The organism is Mycetocola sp. BIGb0189, assembly GCF_024810155.1.
Taxonomy (GTDB): Bacteria; Actinomycetota; Actinomycetes; order Actinomycetales; family Microbacteriaceae; genus Mycetocola; species Mycetocola lacteus.
Map to the genome: position 1 here is coordinate 111,400 of NZ_JANUED010000010.1, position 24,627 is coordinate 136,026.

Below are 24,627 nucleotides of genomic sequence, written 5' to 3' on the forward strand. Positions count from 1 at the left end.
GCATAACGAGAGTTATGTGCTCGCCTGAGCATGTCCAGCCGAGGCGGTGATAACCCCGCTCCGCGAAGGTGCCCGACTATCCCTCGGCGAGGGCGCGCTCCACCAGCACCCGCACCACCTCGGGGTAGCTGCGGCCGGTGGCCGCCCACATCTGCGGGTACTGCGACTGCGCGGTCAGACCGGGCAGGGTGTTGATCTCGTTGAAGATCGGGCCCTGCTCGTCGAGGAAGAAGTCGATCCGGGCGAGGCCCCGTCCACCGAGCACCCGGAAGATGCGGCGGGCCTGGTCGGCGAGGTCGGCGGCCACCTCATCGGAGAGGTGGGCGGGCACGGTGAAGTGCGATCCGCCGCTGGTGTACTTGGCGGCGTAGTCGAAGAAGGGCTGGTTGGGGTCGGCGTCGATCTCCAGGGCCGGTGCCACCTCCAGAGTCCCGTCGGCATGTTCCAGCAGGCCCAGGTCGATTTCGCGACCCACAATCTCGGTCTCGATCAGCACCGCGTCGCCACCCTCGGTGGCCAGCGCCAGTGCGGCCGGAAGCTGGGCGATCGCGGTGACCTTGGTGCCACCGATCGAGGATCCGCCGCGGTTGGGCTTCACAAAGACCGGCAGCGAGATGCTGCGCTCGGCCAGGCGGGCCACCAGCGCGTCGGGGTCCGCGATGGCCGCGGGCACGTCGGTCGGGTCCAGCCGCAGCGCCGGGGCGATGCGGATGCCCGCGTCGGCCACAACGGTCTTAGCCCACCACTTGTCCATCGCGATGGCACTGGCACCCACGCCGGCACCCACGTAGCGGATGCCCGCGGTCTCCAGCAGGCCCTGCATCGTCCCGTCCTCGCCGCCCACACCGTGGAAGGCGGGAATCACGACGTCGTAGCCGCGCAGCAGGGCGAGCACATCGATCAGGCCGTAGACCTCGCCGGCCACCCACTCGCCCTCGCGGGTCACCAGGACACTCAGGACCTCGGCCCCGAGCTCTTCCAGCGCCACCACCAGACCGCCACCGCTCTTCAGCGAGACCTCATGCTCGCCGCTGATGCCGCCCATCAGGACCGCGACACGGTGCGGGAAGGCGGGGGTTTCTGCGGTGGTGCTCATGTGGATGGTGCTCCTCAGTTGATGTAGCGGCGGTTGATACGGGCGCCGATCCCGCAGTAAATCTCGTGTTCCAGGGTACCCGCCCAGGCCGCCCATTCGGACACCGTGGGTTCACCCTGGGTACCCGGTCCAAACAGGATCGCGGTATCACCCTCGGCAACCGGATCATCGCCAAGATCCACCATAATCTGGTCCATCGAGATACGCCCAGCTACGCGCCGTCTTTTTCCGCCGAGCCACACCTCGGCCTTGCCCGCCGCCGCCCAGGGCAGGCCGTCGGCGTAGCCCACGGCGATCAGCGCGAGGGTCGTGTCACGCTCCAGCGTGTAGGTGTGAGAGTAGGAAACGCCCTCGCCGGCAAAGGCGCGCTTGACCTGCATCACGCGGGCGGTCAGGGTCATCGCGTGGCGCAGACCGATCCCCGCCTCGTCGATGCCGTAGACCCCGGCCCCCAGACGCACCATATTGTAGAGGGAGGGATCAATCAAGCTCACGCCGCTGGAGTTGGCCAGGTGGGTGAATTCGGGGTCCAGGCCCGCGGCACGGGCGGTCTGGATGGCCTGCTGGAGTCGGTCGGACTGGGCCCGGGTGCGCTCGGCGTCGAGATCACCGGCGTGGGACAGGTGCGACCAGATGCCGCGGATACTCAGCGAGCCCTCGGCCTCAAAACGGGCGGCTTCGGCCACCAGGGTTTCCCATTCGGCCGCGACGGTGCCGCCGCGGTTCAGGCCGGTTTCGACCTCCAGGTGTACGTTCACGCCGGTGTTCTCGGCGGCCACCGCACGCAGGTTGTCGAGACCCGAGACGCTGATGTCGATGTCATTGGCGCGGGCATGCCGGGCAAAATTGGGCACATCATTGAGCCAGGCAAACATCGGGGCTTCCTCGCCCGTCGCGCGCAGCTGCAGCGCCTCGCTCAGCCGAGCGAATCCGAGCAGGTCCGCTCCACCCTCGAGCGCCGCGGTGGCCGAGGCCGGGGCCCCGTGCCCGAATGCGTCCGCCTTGACCGCGGCCATGATTTTGCCCTGCGGATAGTGCGCGCGGAACGTGCGAATGTTGTGCCGAATCGCCTCCAGGTCCACGATCGCCTCGGCCGCAAACACTGTGGGCGGGACAAACGCCGTGGGGTCCGCGACGCCGCCGTCCACTGCGGAACCGGACAACGCTGCTGCGGGGGAATCGTTCACACTCACCCCCTAAGCGTACGGGGCACTGGCCTGTTTGCCCGCACGCGCCGCCCGCTCATCCGATTTTTGCAACGCGATAGGCCTCCGAACCGGCCGCAGTCCACATTTCGCGGTGACGGACAAGCAGGTCGGAAATACCGCTCGCGATGTTTTGCATCCCCACCCGCATCACAGGAAAGCAGGCCTAGCGTTTCACCTACATCCAGCAATATCGAAAGGAACACCTTGTCTGAACTCACCCAAATCATCGTCTCCCGCTATCTCGACGAACTCGCGACCTACGCGGAATCCTGCTGCGCGGAGGTCCGATTCTGAGTCACGTTCACGATCGCCGTGGCGGGCATCACCGCCTGCCACGGCCATCTATACGGCCGTCACCAAACAGGAAGGGCACATGATGCTGTCATCCGAGTACCAATCACTGATCCTTGAGCGGTTTCCCGAGTCGGAACATCCTCGGATACTCGTCCAGCTACGAGAGGTCGATCGGTTCCTCACCCTCACCTCCACACACCAGAGACGATTCATTCCGCTCACCGAAGAAGCCGATCTGATCTGGCACGAGATGATCGTTCAGACCCGTCGCTACGCCGCCTACTGCGAGGCGCTTCCCTCCGGAGGCTTTGTCCATCACGAGTCCATCGGATTTGAGGACTATGCCTCGGAAGTCGGGGTGGAACGTGCGGTCAGGGGGCTCCTTGAGTGGATCCCCGAGTATGTCCACACCTTCGGTGCCTTCACCGAGGAAGCCGCGGAGCACTGGGCAATCCTGCGATTTCTCAGGGAGGTCGTCGGTCTCGACCTGCCGGCGATCAACCGGCTCACCGGTGATGCAGAGCATCACGTCCCCCCGGCCGCTCATGCGTAGGGTCTTCTTCTCCCGTCCGCCGCCGGGCACAAAATCCTTTCGACGTGATTTTCGTCGACGAGGCACCCGCATGGCGATCGGATCGCTCCTCACCTCGGCGGGTGGAGCAATAACTCTGATCGGTATTCAGCTCACATACGGTGCCGAAACCGCAAACGTCTTTGGCATCGCGCTGTCCACGTTTGCCGTGACCGCGCTTCTCTGCGCGGGACTCGGCATCAGCACCATCGCGTCGCTGAAAAACGCGCCTCCCGGGACCTCGGAGTTCGCTCACCAGGTGGTCTCGGTTTTCCAACCCGCGGTTACCGCCACCACACTCTTGATGATCGGTGCCCCACTGTTTGGGCTCGCATCGGCGGTCGGGCTGGGCCTTCCGGGGCCGCTATTCTGGTCTGCTTTTGGACCGATGGTCCTCGCTATCTGTGTACTGCCGGTGAATCAGGTTCTCGGAGCGCTCCAACAGCTCGCGGGAGGGGAGGTCCACAATCTCCGGAACTCGCTGGAAAACCTCGCGCTGCGTGTGGCGGTCCTCCTGCTTGTGATCGGGCTGGTGTCCTCCTCCGTGATCGCGTTCCTCCTTCTGGGGCTACTGGATCTTCTGATCGATTTGTGGACGGTACGTCGGCGGTTGCGCTCGCTTCCGTATCTGCACGATTCGATGCGACGCACCGTGCGCAACGCCGCGAAACGGGTATTCGATGCCCCCGGCACCGCACTTCGCATGGTGGGACTCGTCACCGCGTCAAACGCCGATGGCCTGCTTTTGGTGGTGACATTTTTGATTGTAAATCAGAGCGCGCTCGGATTCACCGGAGCGGATGCGGGGTGGACAGCCGTCGGAATCGCGATCATGCGTTCGAGTGTGCTCCCCCTCAAGAGCATCGGTCTTGTCGGCGGGCGGCTTATTGCCGCCCCGACGATAGGAGCCTCGGACAGACTTGAGCGGGTTCGCACGGCGATATCAGAATCCACGCGCATGGTCATTCCCTTTGCCGCAGTCGGCCTGATTGCGGCGTGGATTATCTCCGCTGATGGTGACCAACCCGGCCTGTCCATCATGGTGCTGTGCATGGCCGGGCAGGTCCTCATTGAACCGATCAGTTCCGTCCTGTTCACGATTCTGAAAATACAGATCTCCCCACGAATCCTCATCGGGAAGCTCATCGTTGTGCTCTGGGGAGCGCTTATCCCCGCGATCTTTGTTCTGCTGTCGATGGATGCGCTCAACCTGACGCGGCTATGGCCCCTACTTCTTGGCGCGCGAATAGTGTTTGCGCTGGTTGTTCTCACTCGCTATCGGCGCTGGTCACGCGCGTCTTCCGGGGCGTCGGAGCGATGAACATCGATCGCGCCGAGTCTCCATTTGATCTGCCGCGCGCGTTCCGCAAAAGGGTTCTCAACCGTACCCTCCGCGCCGCGTGGAACTCGTACCCGGCGGGGATCACCGCGAATACGCTCACCGGGTTCGCGAAACTCTGGCAGGTTCCCCCGGCTGTCCTGCGATTCTCGGCAAGCGCCACCGCCGCCATCGACAACCTTGTCGTTTATGCGCGCCAACGGGGAATGACGCTCTGGTATCCGGACCTGTCCTATCCCGGTTTCGATACCGCCGTGCGCCGACACGGTGTACACCATGTCCGGTATCCGCCCGAGCTTCGCCCGTGGCAATTTCAGAGACAGGTCTCCGACGCACCGCGTCTCATCCTCATTAACTATCCCGGCAATCCGATCGGTCCCGATCGTCCCCCGCCGCCGTTTCGCCTCCCACCGGAACCGCATCCGCACGATGAGTACATTGTGGATTTCAGCGCCGCGGACCCATTCGGAAACTCATTTACGCGCTATGTGCAGGAAGCTCAAGCGACCACAACAACAATCGTGTTTAGCCTGTCGAAGGTTCCCGGTCTCGCCGGTGCTCGACTAGGCGGAACACTCTTTCCAACGGTCTCGGCGGCCAACCGGCATGCAGAAATCCCCATGCAGCATGAACTCGATGTATTTCAGATCGCGGTCCTTGCCGAGCTCGCCACGGCGTCGGGGTCCCGGGTAGCCCGACGGGCCGCACAACGGATCTGCACGTTACAGGACCGCATCACTCACGCACTGAGTCTCCGAGGCTTCACGATTGTGAATTCGACGGCACCCACCTTTACCACCGTCTTGATGCGTCCCGACGACAACATCGACGTGCTCGGGGACCGGATAGGAGGCAAGGTCTTCGCCTCACACGGTCTCCTGCGCATTCCCACTACGCAAGAGTCGCTCGCCGCCCTTCGACATCTCGAACCGAGGGAAACCTAGGATCGGCCGCCGGTGGGTTCCGACAGCGCTGCACTCCGCGGGGAATCGACCCTGGAATCCGTGGTCGGGCGGGACTAAGCTGGCTGCGATGAGCGGACCGGTGTTGCTGCGGGTCCGGGAAATGGGGACACACATGGGCATCTCGCTCTACTACAGCGCCTCGCGCGCACATCCGATTACCGCGGTGGAGAACGCCGTGATCGAGGAGATTGTGCTCAGGCAAAACGCCGCGTTCCCGTTCGACTACGAGGATATCGATTTCGAGCCGGACACCCCGCCGAGCCTCTTTTCCGGCTCCACCAAGCTTCCACTGGACACCCCGGAAACCACCACCGAGGCGCTGGCTCACTGGCTGCGCGCGTTTAGCGAGCTGCGCCGAGCCCTGCCAGAAGCCGACTGGGAGCTGGCGATGGACGACCTCGACATCCCTTGGAACGACATCGACGGCTACACGCTGCCGGGCCTCTTCGACGAGGACTAGGGACACGCAACAGCCCCCGTCACTTTGTGGTGACGGGGGCTGTTACGTGTCTTGCCTGACCTACAGACCGGCGACGATCTCGCGCATCAGGTTGGCTGCCTCGGCATGCGAGACCGTGTCTTGCCTGACCTACAGACCGGCGACGATCTCGCGCATCAGGTTGGCTGCCTCGGACGGAGTCTTTCCGACCTTGACTCCGGCGGCCTCGAGGGCCTCCTTCTTGGCCTGGGCGGTTCCGGCCGAGCCGGAGACGATGGCACCGGCGTGGCCCATGGTCTTACCCTCGGGCGCGGTGAAGCCGGCGACATAGCCCACGACGGGCTTGGTCACGTGTGCCTTGATGTAGTCGGCTGCACGCTCCTCGGCGTCTCCACCAATCTCACCGATCATGACGATCGCCTTGGTGTCGGGGTCGGCCTCGAACGCGGCGAGGGCGTCGATGTGGGTGGTGCCGATGATGGGGTCTCCACCGATACCGATGGCGGTCGAGAAGCCGATTTCGCGCAGCTCGTACATCATCTGGTAGGTGAGGGTTCCGGACTTGGACACCAGTCCGATCGGGCCGGTTCCGGCGATCGATGCCGGGGTGATGCCAACCAGGGCCTCACCCGGGGTGATGATGCCGGGGCAGTTCGGGCCGATGATGCGGGTCTTGTTGCCCTTTTCCTGGGCGTAGGCCCAGACCTCGGCGGAGTCGCCGACGGGGATGCCCTCGGTGATGATGACCAGCAGCGGGATCTCGGCGTCGATGGCCTCGATCGCCGCGTCCTTGGCGAATGCCGGGGGGACGAAGGCGATGGAGACGTCGGCACCGGTGGTGTCGATGGCCTCGACGACGCTACCGAACACCGGCAGGGTGACATCCCCGTGGGTGACGGTGGTGCCGGCCTTGCGGGCGTTCACGCCGCCCACAATGTTGGTGCCCGCGGCGAGCATCAGCGCGGTGTGCTTGGAAGCCTCGCCGCCGGTGATGCCCTGGACGATGACCTTGGAGTCCTTGTTTACAAAGATCGACATGTTCGGATCCCTACTACTTCGATGCCAGCTCGGCGGCCTTAGCGGCGCCCTCGTCCATGGAGCCCGCGATGGTGATCAGCGGGTGGTTTGCGGCGGCGAGGATCGCGCGACCCTCGTCCACCTTGTTGCCGTCCAGGCGAACAACGAGGGGCTTGGTGGCGGTGTCACCGAGGATTTCCAGGGCCTTGACGATGCCGTTGGCAACCGCGTCACAGGCGGTGATTCCACCGAAGACGTTCACGAAGACCGACTTCACCTGGCTGTCGCCGAGGATCACGTCGAGGCCGTTGGCCATAACCTCGGCGGAGGCTCCACCACCGATGTCGAGGAAGTTGGCGGGCTTGACGCCGCCGAAGTTCTCACCGGCGTAGGCAACCACGTCGAGGGTCGACATCACGAGACCGGCACCGTTTCCGATGATTCCCACCTCACCGTCGAGCTTGACGTAGTTGAGGTCGGACTCCTTGGCCTTGAGCTCAAGCGGGTCGGTGGTCGCGCTGTCGGCGAGCTCCGCGTGCTCGGGGTGACGGAACTCGGCGTTCTCGTCGATTGAAACCTTACCGTCGAGGGCAACGATGTCGCCGTCCTCGGTGAGGACCAGCGGGTTGACCTCAACCAGGGTGGCGTCCTCGCCCGCGTAGACGTTGTACAGCTTGACGAAGACGTCGGCGACCTTGTCCACCAGGTCCTCGGGGAAGTTTGCGGCAATCGCGATCTCGCGCGCCTTGGCGGCGTCGATGCCGGTGCGCGGGTTGACCTCGATGCGGGCCAGAGCCTCGGGCTTCTCTACGGCGAGCTGCTCGATCTCCATGCCGCCCTCGACGCTGGCGAGCGAGAGGTAGGAGCGGTTGGCGCGGTCCAGCAGAACCGAGAAGTAGAACTCGCGGGCGATCTTGGCACCCTGCGCGACCATGACGCGCTTGACTTCGTGACCCTTGATGTCCAGGCCGAGGATGGCCTGGGCGGCTTCGAAGGCTTCGTCGGCGTTCTTGGCGACCTTAACGCCACCGGCCTTTCCGCGGCCACCAACCTTAACCTGTGCCTTGACCACAACAACGCCACCGATCTTTTCGGCGGCGGCGCGTACGTCTTCGGCGGTGTCCGCGACGATACCGGCAAGGACCGGCACCTCGTATTTCTCGAACAGGTCTCGGGCCTGATACTCGTAAAGATCCACGTGTGGTTCCAATCCGCAATGAGGTTTTGGGAGAAAATTGCGTACCCGACGCCTCGCTTGTAACTCGACGTCAAGATACCCACCTAAGACTCTACCCCCTGCCCCCGGCGCAGGTCACCCGCATACCAAATACACGCCCGAGTTCTGGGTGAACAGACGGTATTGAGAGGGCTACGATCGTGATTTGAAATAACGGAACAGCTGCCTTTCCCGGGTGGTGAGCGCACCGGCGATCACCCCGAGCACCACGGCGGGCACAAAGACCACGCAGATTCTCACCGCCAGCCCCCGCAGTGCGCTCGGATCCGGGATCCCGGACAGCCCGGTCAGGACCAGGGTCGCGGTCAGCGCGATCAACACCGCTACCGCCGCCGGAACCAGAGCCTCCCCCAGCAGGATCAGGGCTTGAGCGCCCGGTGATATCCCACTGTGGCGCGCCGAGGCGAGTTCGAGCCTGCGGATACGCACCATCACAAATCCGATGACCAGTCCGGCGAGCGCCCCGGCCGGTACCGCAGCGGTGGTGAGCCGTCCGCCGAACGCATCGGCTCCGGGAAAGGTTTGCCCAGGCCGGGAATTCAGTTGGCTCAGTTGCGGGCGCGTCTGCGCATCTCCGTCACCCAGCAGCGTCGAACGCAGCTGGGCGGCAACGGCCTCGGTCTGCGGCCACACCTCAATCCAACACTCATCAAAGGGCTGGCGATCGACGGGAACCGGAGACAGCACCGTATAGCCCAGGCCGGGTTTGCGCCCATCATCGGGATAGGGGAACACGGCGCGCACCGGAATCGATCCGACACCGGCCACGATGCTATCGCCGCCATAGCGTCCCAGCGCCTCCGCAACCTGGTCCGAGATGACCACCCCGGCCCCGGGTACGGCGATGGGTGCGGAACCGGTGGAGGTGATCAGCCGGATAAAGCCCTCGCTGGCGTCGCGCTGGGGGATCGAGTGTCCGGGCAGCGCGGCCGGGTTCACCCCGACCGGGTTCTCGCGCACGGCTCCGGCCTGGTTCACGTTGGGGAGTCCGACCAGCGCTTCGCACCGGATTGCGTCGATCTGACCAGGTGCCTGAAACATCAGGGTCGAGGCACCGGATCGACGGTAGGAATCCGCGTCGTTCAACACCCGGGATACGGTACTGATCTCGGCCAGGCACAGTCCCATCAGCAGCGTCGCGCACAGCACTGTAAACAGCAGGGCGCGGGATGTTCCGGTGCGAACATCGCGCAGAATCTCTCCGATGAGTGCGCCGGGACGCAGGCCACTCCCACGGGTGCTCGCCGTGATGTGAGGGTGTGTTCTAGCCGGGTGGCGAGGTCGCGCCCTCATCCGGGGACGCTCAGATCGAGCAGGTCGGTGCAGGCGTCGCGCGTCGCGGCATCGTGGGTGGCCACCACCACGATGCCACCGGTCTGAGACAGGACGCCGAGGGTCGCATTAACGGTGTCCGCGGTGACCCGATCCAGCTGCGCGGTGGGCTCATCCACCAGAAAGAGTTCGGGGCCCGCGGCCATCCCCCGCGCAAGCATGAGCCGTTGGGCCTCCCCACCGGAGAGCGCACCAAATGGGCGATCGGCCACCGCGCCGAGGCCGAAACGGTCCAGATACTCTCGGGCGATTTCCTCGGCCTCTCGGCGGGAGTATCCCCGGGCGATCAGCGGCAGCACCACGTGATCCAGGGCATCCCGTTTGGCCACCCCGTGCGGATTCTGGAAGACCCAGCCGGTACGCCGCACCCCCTCGCGCAGCACGCGGCCGTGCGTGGGCTGCTCCCAGCCCGCCAGGATACTCAGCAGGGTACTCTTGCCCGATCCGGACGGTCCCGAAAGCGCGTAGACATGGTGGGGCAGAAGTTCTCGGGTCAGCCCGCTAAACAGCGGAGCACCGCCGGGGAAGGCATGGCCTACGTTCTCCAGGATCACGCGCATGCGCGCGCCGCGTTCGGGTTGAGATCAAGCGCCGCGGGTGGGGTGAATCCCTCGGCGAACCGAATGAACGTCTGTCCAAGCTGCGAACCGAGCAGGCTGACCCGATAGGTCTGCCGGCCGGCGGCCACGCACGCGGCTGCCCCCTCGATGTTGTACAGCGCCGACGGCGCGGTCACCCAGGCGGTCACCGGCTCGACCAGAATGTAGCGGGCCCCCAGTGTGCGAGTGGCACCGGCCTCGGTACTGTGTTCGGCGGAAACCCGCTCCCCGGCGATGATTGCCGCCTGCGCTTCGGGGTCGGTCACCGCACCGGTGTCTTCATCGATCGGATAGCGCTGCCCGTTGACCTCAACCACCCGGGCACCCTCCACGGGATTTTCGGGAAGTGTACTGAGGGTGACGGCGGACAGATTATCGGCCAGCGCGATCAGGGTGCGCCCCTCCTCTACCTGTTCGCCGGTTCCCAGCGGGCACCCGGTGATTCCCGCCGGACCCGGCGAAATCCAGGCGATGTTGGCCTGAGCGATGACCGATTCATCCGCGGGGGTTACCCCGGCCTTGGTGAGCAAGGAATTCATGGCCGTCAGTAACCTCGCATCGACGCGGCCCTGCTCGGGAACCGTGAATCCGAGACTGCGCAGCTCGGCACGAAGCGCGCTCACATCGGTTCCGGCATCTCCCGCAACCAGATCCCGCCAGGGCGGTTGTGGGCCGCCAAGGGCGAGCGCCGGAACCCCGTTAATAGAAAACGGCGCGCTGCCACGCGCAATCTCGGTGCCGGGTGTGCAGGCCAGGGCGGTAACCCTGCCGGTGATGGGCGCACGCAGGGCTCGCTGCGCTCCCCCGGAGATGCGCAGTTCGACGGCCCGGGAATCATCAAAACTGCGCTCGCTCACTATCGCCTGAGTGACGGCATTCGCCGGACGCAGTGACTCCGGAACCGTGCTCGCCGTTGCCAGCGCACCGGCGACCGCGCCTCCACACACCAGGACCAGTGCCACGAGAATAATGGTGGTTGGGCGAAGCCATCCCCGCGATTTCCACCGTCTATCCGGGCTGTCGGCCGCCGAGGATGTGCGCATCAATACGTCACACCGAGCGGATTGGATTGACATTCGCCCGCCTCGATATCGGTGGCCGAAAACGGAAACGAGTGGGAGTCGAAATCACGCCTGTAGTCCGTGGCCCCGTATCCGGGATCAACCTTTTTCTTATCCACGAGGCACTGAGCCACAATCGTAAACTCGTCGAGATTGTCGGGGTTACGCTTCATCTGCCAGTAAAGAAAGTCGACCTCCGTACCGGTCTTATCGACACACTCGTTATAAATCTGTGTTCGCTCGGGTGAAGATTGCGACGTGCGCGTCGAGGTCAGGGTGGATCCGCCGGTGGAGTCAAAGCTGATCGTGACATCCCTGGAGGCCAGGCAGGTGACGAGTGGTTCGCGAGATTCAACAAGCTGCTGCTCGGTGATCGTCCCGGTGGCGAGGATCTTGCGCTCGATCTCACTCCTGGCATTTTCATATCCCGAGCGGAACCCGTCTGCCCACGGCCCAGAAAACTCGGGTATCGCGGAGCTGCTTCGAGCGGTGTCCGGAGGATTTCCCGTTGTACATCCCGTCGCCGACAGGATGAGGCACAGCATAAGCAGTCCGCCGCCGACACGAAGGCTTCGGCCTGTGCCGCGCCCCTCGTTTCGCGGCCACCCACCAACGGTTGTACCGCGCGGGGTTATTTCCACCAATTCACCCCGGAGCCCTGAGCATCCACCCAGCACATGATCTGTCGCGAAACCTGACCGGGCCCAACCTTACGTGCCAGTTTGTCGCCGGAGAGCGTATAGGAAACGTGCTGGACCAGTCGACACGTCTGATTGGATGCGCTCCACATTGACCGAGTGAAATCGCACGTGGCTGCCGACTGCCGAGTTTCGGCTTGTGCGAGGGCCGGCGCGGGGAGGGCTGTCAATGCGATCGCAGTTCCCACCAGGGCCGCCGTGAGTATTTTCATGAGAATCTCCCTTGACCTCTTCGGCGACGTTCGCCGTGAGATCAGTGAAGCCGAAAATCGCCCAATATCGTGCGAAACTCGTCGCAAAAAGCACCTAGGTTCGTCGCAAAACGACCGTTCGAGGGCATCGCCTCGCCCACCTCATGCGTAGGTCGCACGGGGTGGGCGCCGGTGGCCTCTGAGGGACGCCACCGGCGGCACGGTTAGATCTTTTCGATCGGCGCGATCTTGATCAGCAGCTTCTTGGCACCCGCGGCCTCGAACAGCACATGGGCGATGCGCTTGGCCCCCTCGCCGGTGACCTGCTGTACGCGGCCGTCGCCGAAGTCGACGTGGCGGATGCGGTCGCCGGGAACCAGCTCAAGCATCGAGTTGTCGCGCACCTGGTTGGTGACCTGGTTGGGCCAGGCCTTCTTCTCCGGGCGGGGCAGGGCCGGAGGCTGCTCCGAGCCGCCACCGTATCCGCCACGTCCGTTGGAGAACCCGCGGCGACCGGTGGAGTTGAGCGCACGCGACTGCTGTCCGCCCCGCGAGTTGACCATGCCCGGTGACTGCCGCCACTCGATCAGCTTGGCCGGGATCTCCTGCAGGTAGCGCGAGGGCATCGCCACGGCGGTCTCACCGAACTGCGCGCGGGTCATCGCCAGCGAGAGGAACAGGCGCTTGCGAGCACGGGTGATGCCCACGTAGAACAGGCGTCGCTCCTCGGCGGGGCCGCCGGGCTCGTTCGCCGACATCTTGTGCGGGAGCAGGTCCTCCTCAATCCCGGTGAGGAACACGGCCTCATACTCGAGGCCCTTGGCGGTGTGCAGGGTCATCAGCGAGACGGTGCCGGAGGTGTCGTCCAGATCGTCGGCCGCGGCGACCAGCGATACCTCGGTGAGGAAGTCGATCAGGGTGCCGTCGGGGTTGTTTTTCTCAAACTCCTTGGTCACCGCCTGGAGCTCCTCGATATTCTCGGCGCGGGCCTCGTCCTGGGGATCGCGGGAGTTACGCAGGGTTTCCAGCAGTCCGCTGCGGGTGACCAGCAGGGTCAGCACGTCGGCCACCACGCCTGTGTCCGCGAGTTCCGCGGCCTCATCGAGCAGGTCGGAGAGGGCGCGGATCGAACCGGTGACCTTGGGTCCGAGTCCCAGACCCTCGACGTTACGCATGGCGTCGCGGAAGCTCAGACCGTTGGTCTCGGCAAAGGTCGCCAGCTGGGTTTCGGTGGCCGGACCGATACCGCGCTTGGGGGTGTTCAGGATGCGGCGCAGGGCCAGCTGATCATCGGGGTTAACAACCGACACCAGGTAACCGAAGGAGTCTCGAATCTCGGCGCGGTCGTAGAACTTCGTGCCACCCATGACCCGGTAGGGCAGCGCCGAACGGATGAAGATTTCCTCGAGCGCACGGGTCTGCGCGTTGGTGCGGTAGAACACAGCCATGTCGGCATAGGACATGCCCTCGGAGTGCAGCTTCTCGATCTCATCGGCCACAAACTGCGCCTCATCGTGACCCGAATAGCCGGTGAACCCGACGATCTTCTCGCCGGCACCGTCGGCGGACCACAGCTTCTTATCCTTGCGATCGAAGTTGTTCGAGATGACCGCGTTGGCGGCCGAGAGGATGTTCTGGGTCGAGCGATAGTTCTGTTCCAGCAGCACCACCTTGGCACCGGGGAAGTCGCGCTCAAACTCGGTGATGTTGCGAATGTCCGCGCCGCGGAAGGCATAGATCGACTGGTCCGAGTCTCCCACCACGGTGAGTGAGGCTGGCTCGACTCCGCCGGGACCGGCCCCCAGCAGGTAGTCGTCGGGCTCGGGTTCGGGCGCGCGGGTCAGCTCGCGGATGAGCGAGTACTGCGCGTGGTTGGTGTCCTGGTACTCATCCACCAGGATGTGCCGGAAGCGCTTCTGATAGGTGGCCGCCACGTGCGGGAACGCCCGGAACAGGTAGACGGTCTGACCGATCAGGTCGTCAAAGTCGAAGGAGTTGGCGCGCGCCAGCTCAAGCGTGTAGCGACGGAACAGCTCCACAAACATGCGCTCGGTGGGATCGCTAAGGTTCGCGTTGCGCGCGTAGGCGTCCACGTCGGTGAGTTCGTTCTTGAGCTTGCTGATCTTGCTGGCGACGTTGCCCGGGGTAAGCCCGAGAACGTCGGCCTGCAGCTCCTTGATCAGGCGCTTAATCAGCACCTTGGTGTCCGAGGAGTCGTAGATGGTGAAGTTCTTTTTGAACCCGAAGTGCTCGGCCTCGCGGCGCAGAATGCGTACACACGCCGAGTGGAAGGTGGAGATCCACATGCCCTCGGCCGCGCCACCCAGCTGCTCCTCGACGCGCTCACGCATCTCGGCGGCCGCCTTATTGGTGAAGGTGATCGCCAGGATCTGGCTCGGCCAGGCCTCGCGGTTGCGGATAAGTCCGGCGATGCGCTGAGTGAGTACCCGGGTCTTACCCGAGCCGGCACCGGCCACGATCAGCAGCGCCGGACCGCGATAGGTCACGGCCTCCAGCTGCTGCGGGTTCAGGCCGTGCGTGGTGGGGTCCTCCCCCTCGGGCAGATCCTGTCCGAACTGCATCGAACGCCCGGACTGCACCGAGCGCTGGGAAGCACCGGTTTCGAACCCCGGCCCGGTTCCGGGCGGGGCGATACGGACGACCGCGGGCTCGTTGGCGGACGTGGAGGATTCGGAAGGCTGCACCATGGTGCTCCCAGTCTAGGCCGCGCCGCCGACAGCGTGCGGCGGGACACCCGGGGCCGGGATCCGGGTCGCGATTAGCCCTCGCGGTGGTGCGCCCAGAACTCGGCGCGCGCCTCATAGGCGAGGTCGGGCTGATCGGCAAAGACACCGTCTACACCGGTTTCCAGGATCTGGCGGTACTCGGTTCGCCAGTCTCCGTGATGAGCGTCGTCCCCGTGGCCGCGGTTTTCGGGAATGAGGAAGGCGTTTTCCGGGCGCAGCGTCCAGGTGTACACCAGCAGGCCCGCGGCGTGGGCGGCGGCGACCCGGGCGGACCCCAGCTCATCCAGCAGGAATGACTTGGCCAGGCTCACCCCGTTGACGGCCGGCGCAAAGCTGGCCAGTGCCTCGGGGGTCGCATAGGAGGCGTAGGTGCGGGCGTCTTCGCCGAGGGCGGCGACCTCATCGGCCGGCGATCCCTCCTCGTCGATCAGATAGACGAACTTGGCGTTGAGACCGCGCTCACGCAGGTCGGTCAGGGCGGACAGCTCGAAGCTCTCCACGATCAGCGCCCGTTCGCCCCAGCCGGTGAGCTGCTGCAGGAACAGGTCGTTCATGGTGAAGCCCTGGCTGGCAAAGTATGCCGAGTGCTTGATTTCGGCGACCATGCCGAGGGGACGGCCGTGGTTCTGCTCCTCCTCGCCGATCAGCGCGATTAGGTCCGCGAGGCACAGCACCCGTGAGCGGTCGTTAAAAAGCACGCTGTCGTGACGCAGCTCGGGCAGACGTTCGCGGCACTTAAGGGTGGCGATCTGCGCCCAGGTGAGGTCCTCGGTGAACCAGCCCTCGTGGCGGATACCATCCACGGTCTTGACCGTTTTATACTCTGCAAACTCGGGCCGGTCGGCGATATCGGTGGTGTCGGTGATGTTGTTCTCGTGACGCAGAACGAGCACGCCGTCGCGGCTCACCACGAGGTCGGGCTCCACCAGGTCGGCGCCCAGCTCAAACGCCAGCCGGTACGCCTCCTCGCTGTGCTCGGGACGGTATCCGCTTGCACCGCGGTGGCCAATGACGACGGGGTTTGGAAGCTCGCTCATGCCCCCAGACTAACCCCGACCGCTACGCCGATGGTGAACACGCGCCCCCGTTTACCATCACTTCATAATTGGGCAGGCGCCTCCCAGCGAATTCCGGTAGATTATAGGGGTTACGGGCGCACATACCCCGAACGAAACAGCCACGACACAGCCCACCGCGCCCGATTGAGAAACCGAGAGCAGGACCCCCGCATGGCGAGCAACAACCCCGCATTCAGAAACCCCGCGTTCAACAACGGTGGTGCGCAGGCGCAGGCCGGCACCCAGGCACAGATGAGCGCCGAACAGCTGCAGCACCTGTACAACCAGCCCGTTGGTGCGGTGGATGCCAGCGACCGGATGACCGTTGAGGACACCGTCGTCAAGACCGGTATCTCCTTCGCGATCCTCGTCGTGGGTGCCGTCATCGGCTGGAACGTTCCGGCCCTCATGGTTCCGGCCATGATCATCGGTTTTGTCCTGGCCATGGTCAACATCTTCAAGAAGCTGCCCTCCGCCCCGCTGGTTCTGGCCTATGCCGGTGTGCAGGGAATCTTCGTTGGTGCCCTCTCCGGGTTCTTCGAGGCTCAGTGGCCCGGCATCGTGATGCAGGCCCTGATCGCGACCCTCTCGGTGATCGGTGTGACCCTGGCGCTGTTTGCCAGCGGCAAGATCCGTGCGTCCAAGAAGGCCACCAAGATCTTCATGATCGCCATGGTGGGTTACCTGGTCTACTCGCTGATCAACATGGTCCTGGTGATGACCGGCGTTGTCTCCACCGGCTTCGGCCTGAACAGCATGCCGATCGGTAACACCGGAATCCCGATCGGTGCCGTCCTCGGTGTCCTGGTGGTCATCATGGCCGCCTACTCGCTGGTGCTCGACTTCGACTCGATCCAGCGTGGCGTGCAGAACCGTGCCCCCAAGGTTTACGCCTGGGCCGGTGCTTTCGGCATCATGGTCACCGTGATCTGGCTGTACACCGAGATCCTGCGTCTGATCGCGATCTTCCGCAGCAACTAGTTTTCACCACACAGCGGCCGTCTCCTCCGGGAGGCGGCCGCTTTTGTGTAGCCGGAACAGAAGAACCGCGCACGCAAGAATCCGCCGGCCCCGAGGCGGGACCGGCGGATTCTTGAGGGGTGTTACTGGGCGGAGCGCTTGTGGGCGATGCCCGCGGCCAGTACGCCGGTGCCAAGCAGCAGGGCGATCAGCAGCGTCGCGGTGGGCAGGTCACCCGCACCGGTCTGCGGCAGGGACGACCCGGCGTTTGCCGCCGGGTGAGTGGCACCCGGCTGCGCGGTGGCCGACGAACCCGGAGCCTGGGTCCCGGGGGTGGGGGTGCTCGGGGCGGTGGTACCGGGGTCCGGGGTGGGGGTGGGGTCGACCGCGGGCTGCACCGTGACATCCGATCCCGAAACCTCGGCACCGTTCCACAGCACCACGATGCGGTGGGCACCGGCCGGGGCATCCGCGGGGATGGTGACCGACTCGGCGAAGGCACCGTTGGCATCCGTGGTCACGGTCGCCAGGCGCACCGGGGCCGAGTGCAGCTCCAGGGCAAAACCCTCGACGTTCGGGGCGAAGCCGGTGCCGGAGACCTTTACGGTGGCACCCGGACGCAGGTCGCCCGAGATCGCCAGTTTGCCGTGCACGTCGCCGGGGTTGGTCGGCTGGGCGATGGTGACCGCGGCCGAAACCGGTGAGGTCGCCGAGGCACCGATCGCGTTCACCGCGGTCACGGTGGCCGTGTAGGTGCCCGGAATCAGGTTCGGGACGGTTACGCTCAGTTCGGTTCCGGCCACCTCAATCGGGGCCCGGGCGGGCTGGTCATCGCCGCTCAGCTGCACGCGGTACCCGGTGATCGGGCTGCCACCGTCGGCCGGTGCCTGCCACGAAATGGTCGCGGTGGTACCCGATGCGGTAACCGAGGGCGCCGCGGGGGTGGCCGGGGCGGTGAGCACCGGCAGGGTGGCCTTATACGCCATCGCGTAGGCGATCTTGCCCGGCTTGTCGTCCGAGAACGGCTTGGACAGCTTGGCAAATTCGCCCTTGTCCACGGCCTTGCCGTCGTTCCACTTCTTCAGGGTACCGAGCTGCTTACCGGTGTATCCACCGGCGATCACGGTGTCCTGGCCCGCGGCAACCTGGGCCTCGCTGATGGTCTTGACGATCGCCAGGGTGCTCTCGGCGCTGGTGGGGTTCCAGCCGCTGAGGTCCACGCCGCTGGTGCGCAGCCAGTCGCCCCAGATGAACTCCTGGAACGGAATCGTACCGGCGGTGTAGCCGATGTCGCGGGTGAAGTAGAGCAGGCTGCGGGCCGGATCGTCCTGGAAGTTCTTCAGGCCGACGCTCTTGGGCAGCTGCTGCGGGGTGATCGTCTTGCCGTTGACATCCTTGAGCCAGGTCCAGCCGTTTTCTTGCATCTTCGCCCAGAAATCGGTCTCGCTCAGGTTCGAGAGGTTCCCCATCACGCGCAGGCGCAGCGGGGTGTTCAGGCCCGCACCGGGGGTCTCGGCAAACGAGGTCAGGGTGTGATGGCCGTCGGTGAGGTAGGGCACGCCACCGGGTCCGATCACCACGGTTTTCATCGCGGCCAGGCTGTCGGCGGTTTCCTGACCGAGCGGGATGGTGCAGGTGAAGGATGCGGCGTTATCGATGGTGGCACCGGGCTGCGCCGAGGCGACATCCCCCTGACCGTTGGCCTCACACCAGTCGCCGAGGCCCTTGTTCAGGGCATCCTTGCCCATCGTGTAGCGCCCCACCTTGTAGTAGACCTCATCGAATCCGACCGAGGGCTGGGTGGGGCGAATGTCGCCAATGCGGAGGTCCACCAGATCATCGGTCTTGGCGGCCAGCAGTTCGGACGGGGAGGTGAGCACCGGTGCCGGTTCGGCGTTGGCGATCGTGGGCAGGGCAAGCGGCGCGGCGATCATCATCGCGGCGGCGCCGGTAGCGAGGAGGTGCTTCACGCGGAGCCGGGGCACGGCTCGGCTGCGGGTTTCTGGCTGCACGGGACTCTTTCGATTCGGGGAGGGAGGGCACATCCGTTGGATGCCCCAGATGATCCTCACCCGCCGGGGTAACACCGCGGGTACCGCAGGGTAAACGGCAGGCAAACGACCCCGCCGCGCTACTCCTCGATGCTCAGCCGGTCATACTCCTGCCGGTCGGCCTCGATCCCCGGCACGTGCACGGTCGCCCACTCGACCACGCTGTCCAGCGCCTCCACCAGCGAGTGGCCGCGGGCGGTGAGGGCGTAGGTGACGGTCACCGGAACCGTGGCCTCCACGCTGCGGCAGATCAGCCCATCCCGTTCGAGCGTGCGCAGGGTTTGGGTCAGCATCTTCTGGCTCGCGGTGGCGATGGCCCGTGCCAACTCCCCGCGACGCTTGGGCCCCTCGGCGAGGGTGATCAGCGTCACCGCGACCCACTTATCCCCGAGCCGGGCCAGGGTAAGCCGGCTCGGACATCCCTCAAAAAACTCCTCGAACTCTGCCCGTTCGGCCTCGCGTCGCTGCCGTGCCGACATGGTCGCCATGAGTGGCCCTTCCTCCTCACCCCGGGGTGCCGTAGGCACTAAATAGTGCCTACTTATGCGCCGGGATCCTCAACTCGATACTGGAACTAACGTCAATTCAACGAAGGGTATTTCCATGCGTGCACTCACCGTCACCCCGCCCCAGGCCATTCAGATCAGCGAGTTTCCCGAGCCGACCCTGGCGGACGGCGACGTCGTGATCAAGGTCCGCTATGCCGCAGTGGACGGCGGCGATCATCAGGTGGCCCAGGGCGTCTATCACGAGCTGGGCTACATCAAGCGCGACACCGTGGGCCTCGGCTGGGACTTCGTGGGCACCGTGACCGCGGCCGCCGACGGCTCGGGGTTCGCCCCCGGCGACCTGGTGGCCGGGGTCGTGGACACCTTCGACAAGGAGGTCGGCTCGATCGCCGAGGTTCTCGCGGTCCCGACGAACGCCATCGCCCACATTCCCGCGGGCCTGGACCCCGAGCATGCGGCGATCATCTCGATGAGCGCGCTGACCGCCGAGCAGGCACTCGCGCTGCTCGGCCCGGCTCGGGGCTCGATCCTGATCACCGGGGCTGCGGGCCTGGTGGGCGGCTTCGCTCTGGACCTCGCCCGCGACCTGGGCTTCACCGTGACTGGTCTCGCTCGCTCGGGTGACCGCGAATTTGTCGAGGGTCGCGGTGCCCGCCTAATCGAAGCGCTCGAGGGCGACTTCGATGCGGTGTTCGATGCGGCAAACCTCGGGGCCCCGGCCCTGGCCGTGGTTCGCGACGGCGGCGCCTATGTGGGTGTGCACCCGGGATCCGAACCCGCCGCCGAGCGCGACATCGCCGTCTCCGCGGTGATCATGGAGGCCGACGCTGCCAGCCTGCGCAGCATCCTCGCCCGGGCCGCCGCCGGTGAACTCCCGGCCCGCATCGCCGGGGTGGTCTCCCTCGACGAAGCTTCGGCCACGGTGGCCGCGGGTCTGGCACCCGGCCAGCGCGGGCGCCACATCGTCCGCCTGTAACATCCGCCCCAAACGACTGTGGCCGCGCTCCCCAGGGAGCGCGGCCACAGTCAGGCTGGGATTACTCCCACTCGATGGTCCCCGGCGGCTTGCTGGTGACGTCGAGAACAACGCGGTTAACACCCTCAACCTCGTTGGTGATTCGGTTGGAGATCTTCGCCAGAACGTCGTAGGGCAGGCGGGTCCAGTCGGCCGTCATGGCGTCCTCGGAGCTCACCGGACGCAGCACGATCGGGTGACCGTAGGTACGGCCATCGCCCTGGACGCCCACGGAGCGGACATCGGCGAGCAGCACAACCGGGCACTGCCAGATTTCCTGGTCGAGGCCGGCCTCGGTCAGCTCGGCACGCACGATGGCGTCGGCCTTGCGCAGCAGGTCCAGACGCTCGCGGGTCACCTCACCGACGATGCGGATTCCCAGGCCGGGGCCGGGGAAGGGCTGGCGGCCCACGATGACCTCGGGCAGACCCAGCTCGCGACCGATGGCACGCACCTCGTCCTTGAACAGAGCGCGCAGCGGCTCAACCAGCTCGAAGGTCAGGTCCTCGGGCAGTCCACCCACGTTGTGGTGGCTCTTGATGTTGGCGGTACCGGTACCGCCACCGGACTCCACGACGTCCGGGTACAGGGTGCCCTGCACCAGGAAGCGGATGGGGTCGCCATCCTGCTCGCGGGACTCGGCGATGAGGTCGGCCTGAGCCTTCTCGAAGGTGCGGATGAACTCGCGACCGATGATCTTGCGCTTGGTCTCGGGGTCGGTCACACCGGCGAGGGCGCTCTCGAACTGCTCGACGGCGTCGATGGTGACCAGGCGCACACCGGTGGCCTTGACGTAGTCTTCCTCAACCTGGCGACGCTCGTCCTGGCGCAGCAGACCGTGGTCCACAAACACGCAGACCAGCTGGTCGCCGACGGCCTTGTGCACGATCGCGGCAGCAACGGCCGAGTCGACACCACCGGAGAGGCCACAGATGACCTTGCCGGTACCAACCTGAGCCTGGATCTTGGCAACCTGCTCGGCAATCACGTTGCCGGAGTTCCAGTCACCGGGGATCCCGGCGGCCTTGTGCAGGAAGTTGACCAGGAGGTCCTGACCGTACTCGGAGTGCTTGACCTCGGGGTGCCACTGCACGCCGTAGAGCTTTCGCTCATCGTTGGCGAAGGCGGCAACCGGGGTGCCCTCGGTCGAGGCGAGAACCTCGAAGCCCTCGGGGGCACGGGACACCGAGTCACCGTGGCTCATCCAGACGGTCTGGGCGGCGGGCTGGTCGCCCAGCAGCACACCCTCGTCCTCGATCGCGACGGCGGTCGAACCATACTCGCGCGAACCGGTCTTGGCTACCTCGCCGCCGAGGGCGGTAGCCATGACCTGGAAGCCGTAGCAAATGCCGAAGGTCGGCACACCCAGCTCGAAGATCGCCGGGTCAAACCCGGGCGCACCCTCTTCGTACACGCTGGACGGGCCACCGGACAGAACGAGGCCGGCCGGGTTCTTGGCGGCCACCTCTGCGGCGGTGATCGAGTGCGGGACCAGCTCGGAGTAGACTCCGGCCTCCCGAACCCGACGGGCGATCAGCTGCGCATACTGCGCACCAAAATCTACAACGAGAACCGGACGGTTCTCCAGGGACTGCTCGCTAATGGGAAGGCTCCACTTCTGCTTGGTGAGCGTTGGGGGTATTCGCGCCGATGCGCGAGGAAATCTGTGTGCGGGCCTTGCGGACGATCCGAACCTCCAGGAAGAAGGACAGGAACGGAATCACGCCACCGAGGGCCATCAGCAGCAGCCAGCCGATGTTCCAGCGCATGAGCGACCAGATGCGGAAGATCGACAGCAGGTACACCACGTAGAACCAGCCGTGCACGATCAGCAGACCCAGCGAAATGTTGATCGCCAGCACGGTCCCGGCGGGTACGAAGGCCAGGAAGCCGAAGGCACCACCCATCTCGATTTCGAGACCGTAGTACACCTTGAGCAGCACCTCGCCGCACAGGAGCAGGAGCAGGACACCCGTGATCACCGAGGTGATCTGGTAGAAACGGAGGGCTCCGGGAATCTTGGGAAGATCGCGTTCGCGCGGCTGGAGAGGCATGACTCTAGTCTACGTCACCGCTCGCTACTCAAAAGGCGAGGGGTCGCCGCGCTTTTCGGCCGCCTCATCCACTTCCTTCTCCCAGGCGTCGCGGGTCAGGCGGTACCAGAGGAACACGGCGAATCCGGCGAAGACCGCCCACTCGATCGCGTAGAAGATGTTGAGCCAGTTGAGTTCGAATTCGATCTCGGGTTTGGGGGCGTCGATCTTGGTCAGCCCGTCCGGTGCCTCAAAGGAGAGGAAGTAGGGCAGGTAGACGTCTCCGGCGGGGCCGGCCCACACGTTGATCAGCGAGGCCACCGACATCTCGGTCAGCAGGAACGCGTCGGGGGTCTTGGCGTCGGGAACCAGCGGTCCCTGAGCGGGCACCAGACGGCCGGTCAGATCTACCGGGCTCGCGGCCTCCGCGTTGAGCCGCTCGGCGACGGTGTTCGCCTGGTCCTGAGACTTGGTCCAGCCCAGCGCCACCGCGAGCGAGGCGGGCTTCTCTCCGGCAACCACCAGGTGCCCGGTAACCCAGAACCCCTTGGTGTCACCGTTGAGACGACCGCCCAGAACCACATAGTCGCCGGGAACAAACTCTCCCGAAACCGACACCTGCTGGCCCACGAGCACGTCGTGGATCGGCTCGGTCGGGCCGATCACCTGGGTCAGCGGAACCATGTGTTCGGTGGGTCCGGCCTGGCTGGGGTCCACCGCCACCGCGCGGGCAAGCTGCCACTGTCCCAGCGCGGCAAAGGCCGCGGCGATGGCCAGAGCCAGAATCAGCACGCCGATCCAGCGCGGACGGCGCATGACCTGGCCAAGCTTGGGGTCCCCCGGGGCCAGAATCACATCGCGCAGCTTCTTGCGCTTCGTGGGCGCCTCGTCCTCCGTCATCACCACCGTGGATGTGGGTGCCGAAGCGGCACTCTCGGTGGGGTCCTGAAGCGGGGAAGTCATCGGGGCTGCGGTCTTTCTTCCGGATTGCGCGGATGGGACACGCACGCTGTGCTTCGAGGGCTCGGAGGCATCGAAACGGCGCACTCCCTCAATTCTCGGTTACCCGGCCGGAAACGGGAAATCGGATCGAGATCAGGGGCGCGGACGCGCGGTGGACTCGCGCACGATCAGCTCGACCGGGAGTTCCCGGGCCAGCGCGGGCCCGGCGGCGAGCAGGGTAGCGGCGGGCACCGTGCCTTCCACGGGCGGGACACTCGAGTCGGAGGAGGTGGCCTCATCCTCGACCAGACCGGCCAGGCGGTCGATCAGCAGCTGCGCCACGTGACGCCCCTGCTCGGCCGGGTACTGGGCGACCGTGGTCAGCCCAAAGAATTCCCCGTCGGGAATACCGTCGAGGCCGGTCACCGAGAGGTCGGAGGGGATGTTCAGTCCCAGCTCGCGGGCGGCGAGGATCGCGCCGATCGCCATCACATCCGATGCCGCAACGATCGCCGTGGGCCGGTTACGGGGTGCTCCGAGCAGCTGCTTGGCCGCGTCGTTTCCGCCGCGCAGGGTGAAGTCGGCACCGCGTTCGATCTTCGGATCGATCTCGATACCCGCCTCGGTCAGCGCGTCCCGATAGCCCAGCTGACGCATCGTGGGCAGGTGGAAGTCGAGGTCGAAGTCCGCCGAACCACCGATGTATCCGATGCGCTCATGCCCCAGGCTGATCAGGTGGTCGGTGGCCAAACGCACGGCCGCCCGGTCGTCAATACCCAGCGCGGGTACCCCCGGCAGCGGACCACCGAGGCCCACCACGGGCTTGCGCAGCGAGTGCAGGCGTCCGGCCTCCTCGGGGGTGAGTTCCAGACCGATGGCCAGCACCGCGTCGACCCGCTGACGCAGCAGGAGATCGTCAAACACCCGGGCGCGGGCATCCGCTCCTCCGGAGAGGTTGTAGAGGGTCAGGTCGTAGCCGTGCTCCTGAAGCGCCGACTGCGCCCCCTCAACCACGGCCGCGAAGAACCAGTGGCTGAGGAAGGGCACCACGACCCCGACGTTGCGGGTGCGTCCGGAGGCGAGGGCCGAGGCCCCGGCCGAAACCACGTAACCGAGCTCGCGCGCGGCCTCGTGGACCCGGGCGCGGGTGCCCTCGGCCACATACCCACGTCCGCTCAGGGCACGTGAGACGGTGGCGGTGGACACCCGAGCACGCTCGGCGACCTCGTCAATACCAACCATCCCGGTCCTTTCTAGGCGCGGCG

Annotated in this window: 22 protein-coding genes; 6 read left to right on the plus strand and 16 right to left on the minus strand. The window is 65.5% G+C overall.

What is annotated here, in order from left to right:
- Positions 1 to 76 precede the first annotated feature (76 nt).
- Positions 77 to 1,096 carry a D-alanine--D-alanine ligase family protein gene (locus tag M2390_RS15140; protein ID WP_259179959.1) on the minus strand — a complete coding sequence of 340 codons (1,020 nt, stop codon included), beginning with the start codon at positions 1,094 to 1,096 and terminating at the stop codon, positions 77 to 79.
- Between the two features lie 14 nt (positions 1,097 to 1,110).
- On the minus strand, positions 1,111 to 2,289 hold the full coding sequence (alr, locus tag M2390_RS15145) for an alanine racemase (RefSeq protein ID WP_259179961.1): 1,179 nt from the start codon (positions 2,287 to 2,289) through the stop codon (positions 1,111 to 1,113).
- Positions 2,290 to 2,677: 388 nt separating this feature from the next.
- On the opposite strand from alr, the gene M2390_RS15150 reads away from it, so the two are divergent.
- The 4 genes from M2390_RS15150 (at position 2,678) to M2390_RS15165 (ending at position 5,933) form a co-directional block, all read left to right on the plus strand.
- On the plus strand, positions 2,678 to 3,151 hold the full coding sequence (locus M2390_RS15150; RefSeq protein WP_259179963.1) for a hypothetical protein: 474 nt from the start codon (positions 2,678 to 2,680) through the stop codon (positions 3,149 to 3,151).
- A gap of 70 nt (positions 3,152 to 3,221) precedes the next feature.
- Positions 3,222 to 4,490, plus strand: a complete 1,269-nt coding sequence (locus tag M2390_RS15155; RefSeq protein WP_259179965.1) for a hypothetical protein — start codon at positions 3,222 to 3,224, stop codon at positions 4,488 to 4,490.
- A complete protein-coding gene (locus M2390_RS15160; RefSeq protein ID WP_259179967.1) occupies positions 4,487 to 5,452 on the plus strand; it encodes an aminotransferase class I/II-fold pyridoxal phosphate-dependent enzyme in 966 nt (321 codons plus the stop codon). Before M2390_RS15155 ends, M2390_RS15160 begins: the two co-directional genes overlap by 4 nt.
- Positions 5,453 to 5,540: 88 nt before the next feature.
- On the plus strand, positions 5,541 to 5,933 hold the full coding sequence (locus M2390_RS15165) for a hypothetical protein (protein WP_259179968.1): 393 nt from the start codon (positions 5,541 to 5,543) through the stop codon (positions 5,931 to 5,933).
- A gap of 129 nt (positions 5,934 to 6,062) precedes the next feature.
- Here M2390_RS15165 and sucD read toward each other — a convergent pair whose 3' ends face one another.
- From sucD to M2390_RS15205, 8 genes are all read right to left on the minus strand, one after another.
- On the minus strand, positions 6,063 to 6,950 hold the full coding sequence (sucD, locus tag M2390_RS15170; RefSeq protein WP_121687453.1) for a succinate--CoA ligase subunit alpha: 888 nt from the start codon (positions 6,948 to 6,950) through the stop codon (positions 6,063 to 6,065).
- Between the two features lie 13 nt (positions 6,951 to 6,963).
- Positions 6,964 to 8,127, minus strand: a complete 1,164-nt coding sequence (gene sucC, locus M2390_RS15175; RefSeq protein ID WP_259179971.1) for an ADP-forming succinate--CoA ligase subunit beta — start codon at positions 8,125 to 8,127, stop codon at positions 6,964 to 6,966.
- A 171-nt stretch (positions 8,128 to 8,298) separates the two neighbouring features.
- Positions 8,299 to 9,459, minus strand: a complete 1,161-nt coding sequence (locus M2390_RS15180; RefSeq protein ID WP_259179972.1) for a hypothetical protein — start codon at positions 9,457 to 9,459, stop codon at positions 8,299 to 8,301.
- Positions 9,456 to 10,058 (minus strand): ATP-binding cassette domain-containing protein, encoded by a 603-nt coding sequence (locus tag M2390_RS15185; RefSeq protein WP_259179973.1) that lies wholly within the window; start codon positions 10,056 to 10,058, stop codon positions 9,456 to 9,458. The genes M2390_RS15180 and M2390_RS15185 overlap by 4 nt, the downstream gene beginning before the upstream one ends.
- Entirely contained in the window at positions 10,049 to 11,059 is a 1,011-nt protein-coding gene (locus M2390_RS15190; RefSeq protein WP_259179974.1) for a hypothetical protein, read from the minus strand. Before M2390_RS15190 ends, M2390_RS15185 begins: the two co-directional genes overlap by 10 nt.
- An 80-nt stretch (positions 11,060 to 11,139) precedes the next feature.
- Entirely contained in the window at positions 11,140 to 11,703 is a 564-nt protein-coding gene (locus tag M2390_RS15195; RefSeq protein ID WP_259179976.1) for a hypothetical protein, read from the minus strand.
- A gap of 568 nt (positions 11,704 to 12,271) precedes the next feature.
- Entirely contained in the window at positions 12,272 to 14,629 is a 2,358-nt protein-coding gene (locus tag M2390_RS15200) for an ATP-dependent helicase (protein ID WP_259180004.1), read from the minus strand.
- A 197-nt stretch (positions 14,630 to 14,826) separates the two neighbouring features.
- Entirely contained in the window at positions 14,827 to 15,831 is a 1,005-nt protein-coding gene (locus M2390_RS15205; protein ID WP_259179977.1) for a glycerophosphodiester phosphodiesterase family protein, read from the minus strand.
- A 192-nt stretch (positions 15,832 to 16,023) separates the two neighbouring features.
- Between M2390_RS15205 and M2390_RS15210 the strand changes: the two genes are divergently transcribed.
- Positions 16,024 to 16,833 (plus strand): Bax inhibitor-1/YccA family protein, encoded by an 810-nt coding sequence (locus M2390_RS15210; protein WP_259179978.1) that lies wholly within the window; start codon positions 16,024 to 16,026, stop codon positions 16,831 to 16,833.
- Between the two features lie 122 nt (positions 16,834 to 16,955).
- Here the strand turns inward: M2390_RS15210 and M2390_RS15215 are convergent, their stop codons facing one another.
- Both M2390_RS15215 and M2390_RS15220 read right to left on the minus strand, forming a co-directional pair.
- Entirely contained in the window at positions 16,956 to 18,824 is a 1,869-nt protein-coding gene (locus tag M2390_RS15215; protein WP_259179980.1) for a ParB-like protein, read from the minus strand.
- A gap of 119 nt (positions 18,825 to 18,943) precedes the next feature.
- On the minus strand, positions 18,944 to 19,351 hold the full coding sequence (locus M2390_RS15220) for a helix-turn-helix domain-containing protein (RefSeq protein ID WP_259179982.1): 408 nt from the start codon (positions 19,349 to 19,351) through the stop codon (positions 18,944 to 18,946).
- Between the two features lie 115 nt (positions 19,352 to 19,466).
- Between M2390_RS15220 and M2390_RS15225 the strand changes: the two genes are divergently transcribed.
- Positions 19,467 to 20,348 (plus strand): NADP-dependent oxidoreductase, encoded by an 882-nt coding sequence (locus tag M2390_RS15225; protein ID WP_259179984.1) that lies wholly within the window; start codon positions 19,467 to 19,469, stop codon positions 20,346 to 20,348.
- A gap of 61 nt (positions 20,349 to 20,409) precedes the next feature.
- Here the strand turns inward: M2390_RS15225 and guaA are convergent, their stop codons facing one another.
- From guaA to M2390_RS15245, 4 genes are all read right to left on the minus strand, one after another.
- Positions 20,410 to 21,990 carry a glutamine-hydrolyzing GMP synthase gene (guaA, locus tag M2390_RS15230; RefSeq protein ID WP_259180005.1) on the minus strand — a complete coding sequence of 527 codons (1,581 nt, stop codon included), beginning with the start codon at positions 21,988 to 21,990 and terminating at the stop codon, positions 20,410 to 20,412.
- Entirely contained in the window at positions 21,986 to 22,441 is a 456-nt protein-coding gene (locus M2390_RS15235) for a DUF3817 domain-containing protein (RefSeq protein WP_121687464.1), read from the minus strand. The genes guaA and M2390_RS15235 overlap by 5 nt, the downstream gene beginning before the upstream one ends.
- Positions 22,442 to 22,465: 24 nt before the next feature.
- Positions 22,466 to 23,383 carry an SURF1 family cytochrome oxidase biogenesis protein gene (locus M2390_RS15240; protein WP_259179989.1) on the minus strand — a complete coding sequence of 306 codons (918 nt, stop codon included), beginning with the start codon at positions 23,381 to 23,383 and terminating at the stop codon, positions 22,466 to 22,468.
- A 132-nt stretch (positions 23,384 to 23,515) separates the two neighbouring features.
- Positions 23,516 to 24,604: a LacI family DNA-binding transcriptional regulator gene (locus M2390_RS15245; protein WP_259179992.1), complete on the minus strand. Its 1,089-nt coding sequence runs from the start codon at positions 24,602 to 24,604 to the stop codon at positions 23,516 to 23,518.
- Positions 24,605 to 24,627 lie beyond the last annotated feature (23 nt).

What these genes read in the sequence shown, in the direction of transcription:
- M2390_RS15140 (WP_259179959.1), bottom strand. Translation starts at nt 1,096, where the DNA reads ATGAGCACCACCGCAGAAACCCCCGCCTTCCCGCACCGTGTCGCGGTC.
- M2390_RS15235 (WP_121687464.1), bottom strand. Translation starts at nt 22,441, where the DNA reads ATGCCTCTCCAGCCGCGCGAACGCGATCTTCCCAAGATTCCCGGAGCC.
- M2390_RS15165 (WP_259179968.1), top strand. Translation starts at nt 5,541, where the DNA reads ATGAGCGGACCGGTGTTGCTGCGGGTCCGGGAAATGGGGACACACATG.
- M2390_RS15245 (WP_259179992.1), bottom strand. Translation starts at nt 24,604, where the DNA reads ATGGTTGGTATTGACGAGGTCGCCGAGCGTGCTCGGGTGTCCACCGCC.
- M2390_RS15205 (WP_259179977.1), bottom strand. Translation starts at nt 15,831, where the DNA reads ATGAGCGAGCTTCCAAACCCCGTCGTCATTGGCCACCGCGGTGCAAGC.
- M2390_RS15220 (WP_259179982.1), bottom strand. Translation starts at nt 19,351, where the DNA reads ATGGCGACCATGTCGGCACGGCAGCGACGCGAGGCCGAACGGGCAGAG.
- M2390_RS15195 (WP_259179976.1), bottom strand. Translation starts at nt 11,703, where the DNA reads ATGCTGTGCCTCATCCTGTCGGCGACGGGATGTACAACGGGAAATCCT.
- M2390_RS15160 (WP_259179967.1), top strand. Translation starts at nt 4,487, where the DNA reads ATGAACATCGATCGCGCCGAGTCTCCATTTGATCTGCCGCGCGCGTTC.
- M2390_RS15225 (WP_259179984.1), top strand. Translation starts at nt 19,467, where the DNA reads ATGCGTGCACTCACCGTCACCCCGCCCCAGGCCATTCAGATCAGCGAG.
- M2390_RS15155 (WP_259179965.1), top strand. Translation starts at nt 3,222, where the DNA reads ATGGCGATCGGATCGCTCCTCACCTCGGCGGGTGGAGCAATAACTCTG.
- M2390_RS15200 (WP_259180004.1), bottom strand. Translation starts at nt 14,629, where the DNA reads ATGCAGTTCGGACAGGATCTGCCCGAGGGGGAGGACCCCACCACGCAC.
- M2390_RS15150 (WP_259179963.1), top strand. Translation starts at nt 2,678, where the DNA reads ATGATGCTGTCATCCGAGTACCAATCACTGATCCTTGAGCGGTTTCCC.
- M2390_RS15240 (WP_259179989.1), bottom strand. Translation starts at nt 23,383, where the DNA reads ATGACTTCCCCGCTTCAGGACCCCACCGAGAGTGCCGCTTCGGCACCC.
- M2390_RS15185 (WP_259179973.1), bottom strand. Translation starts at nt 10,058, where the DNA reads ATGCGCGTGATCCTGGAGAACGTAGGCCATGCCTTCCCCGGCGGTGCT.
- M2390_RS15180 (WP_259179972.1), bottom strand. Translation starts at nt 9,459, where the DNA reads ATGAGGGCGCGACCTCGCCACCCGGCTAGAACACACCCTCACATCACG.
- M2390_RS15210 (WP_259179978.1), top strand. Translation starts at nt 16,024, where the DNA reads ATGGCGAGCAACAACCCCGCATTCAGAAACCCCGCGTTCAACAACGGT.
- sucD (WP_121687453.1), bottom strand. Translation starts at nt 6,950, where the DNA reads ATGTCGATCTTTGTAAACAAGGACTCCAAGGTCATCGTCCAGGGCATC.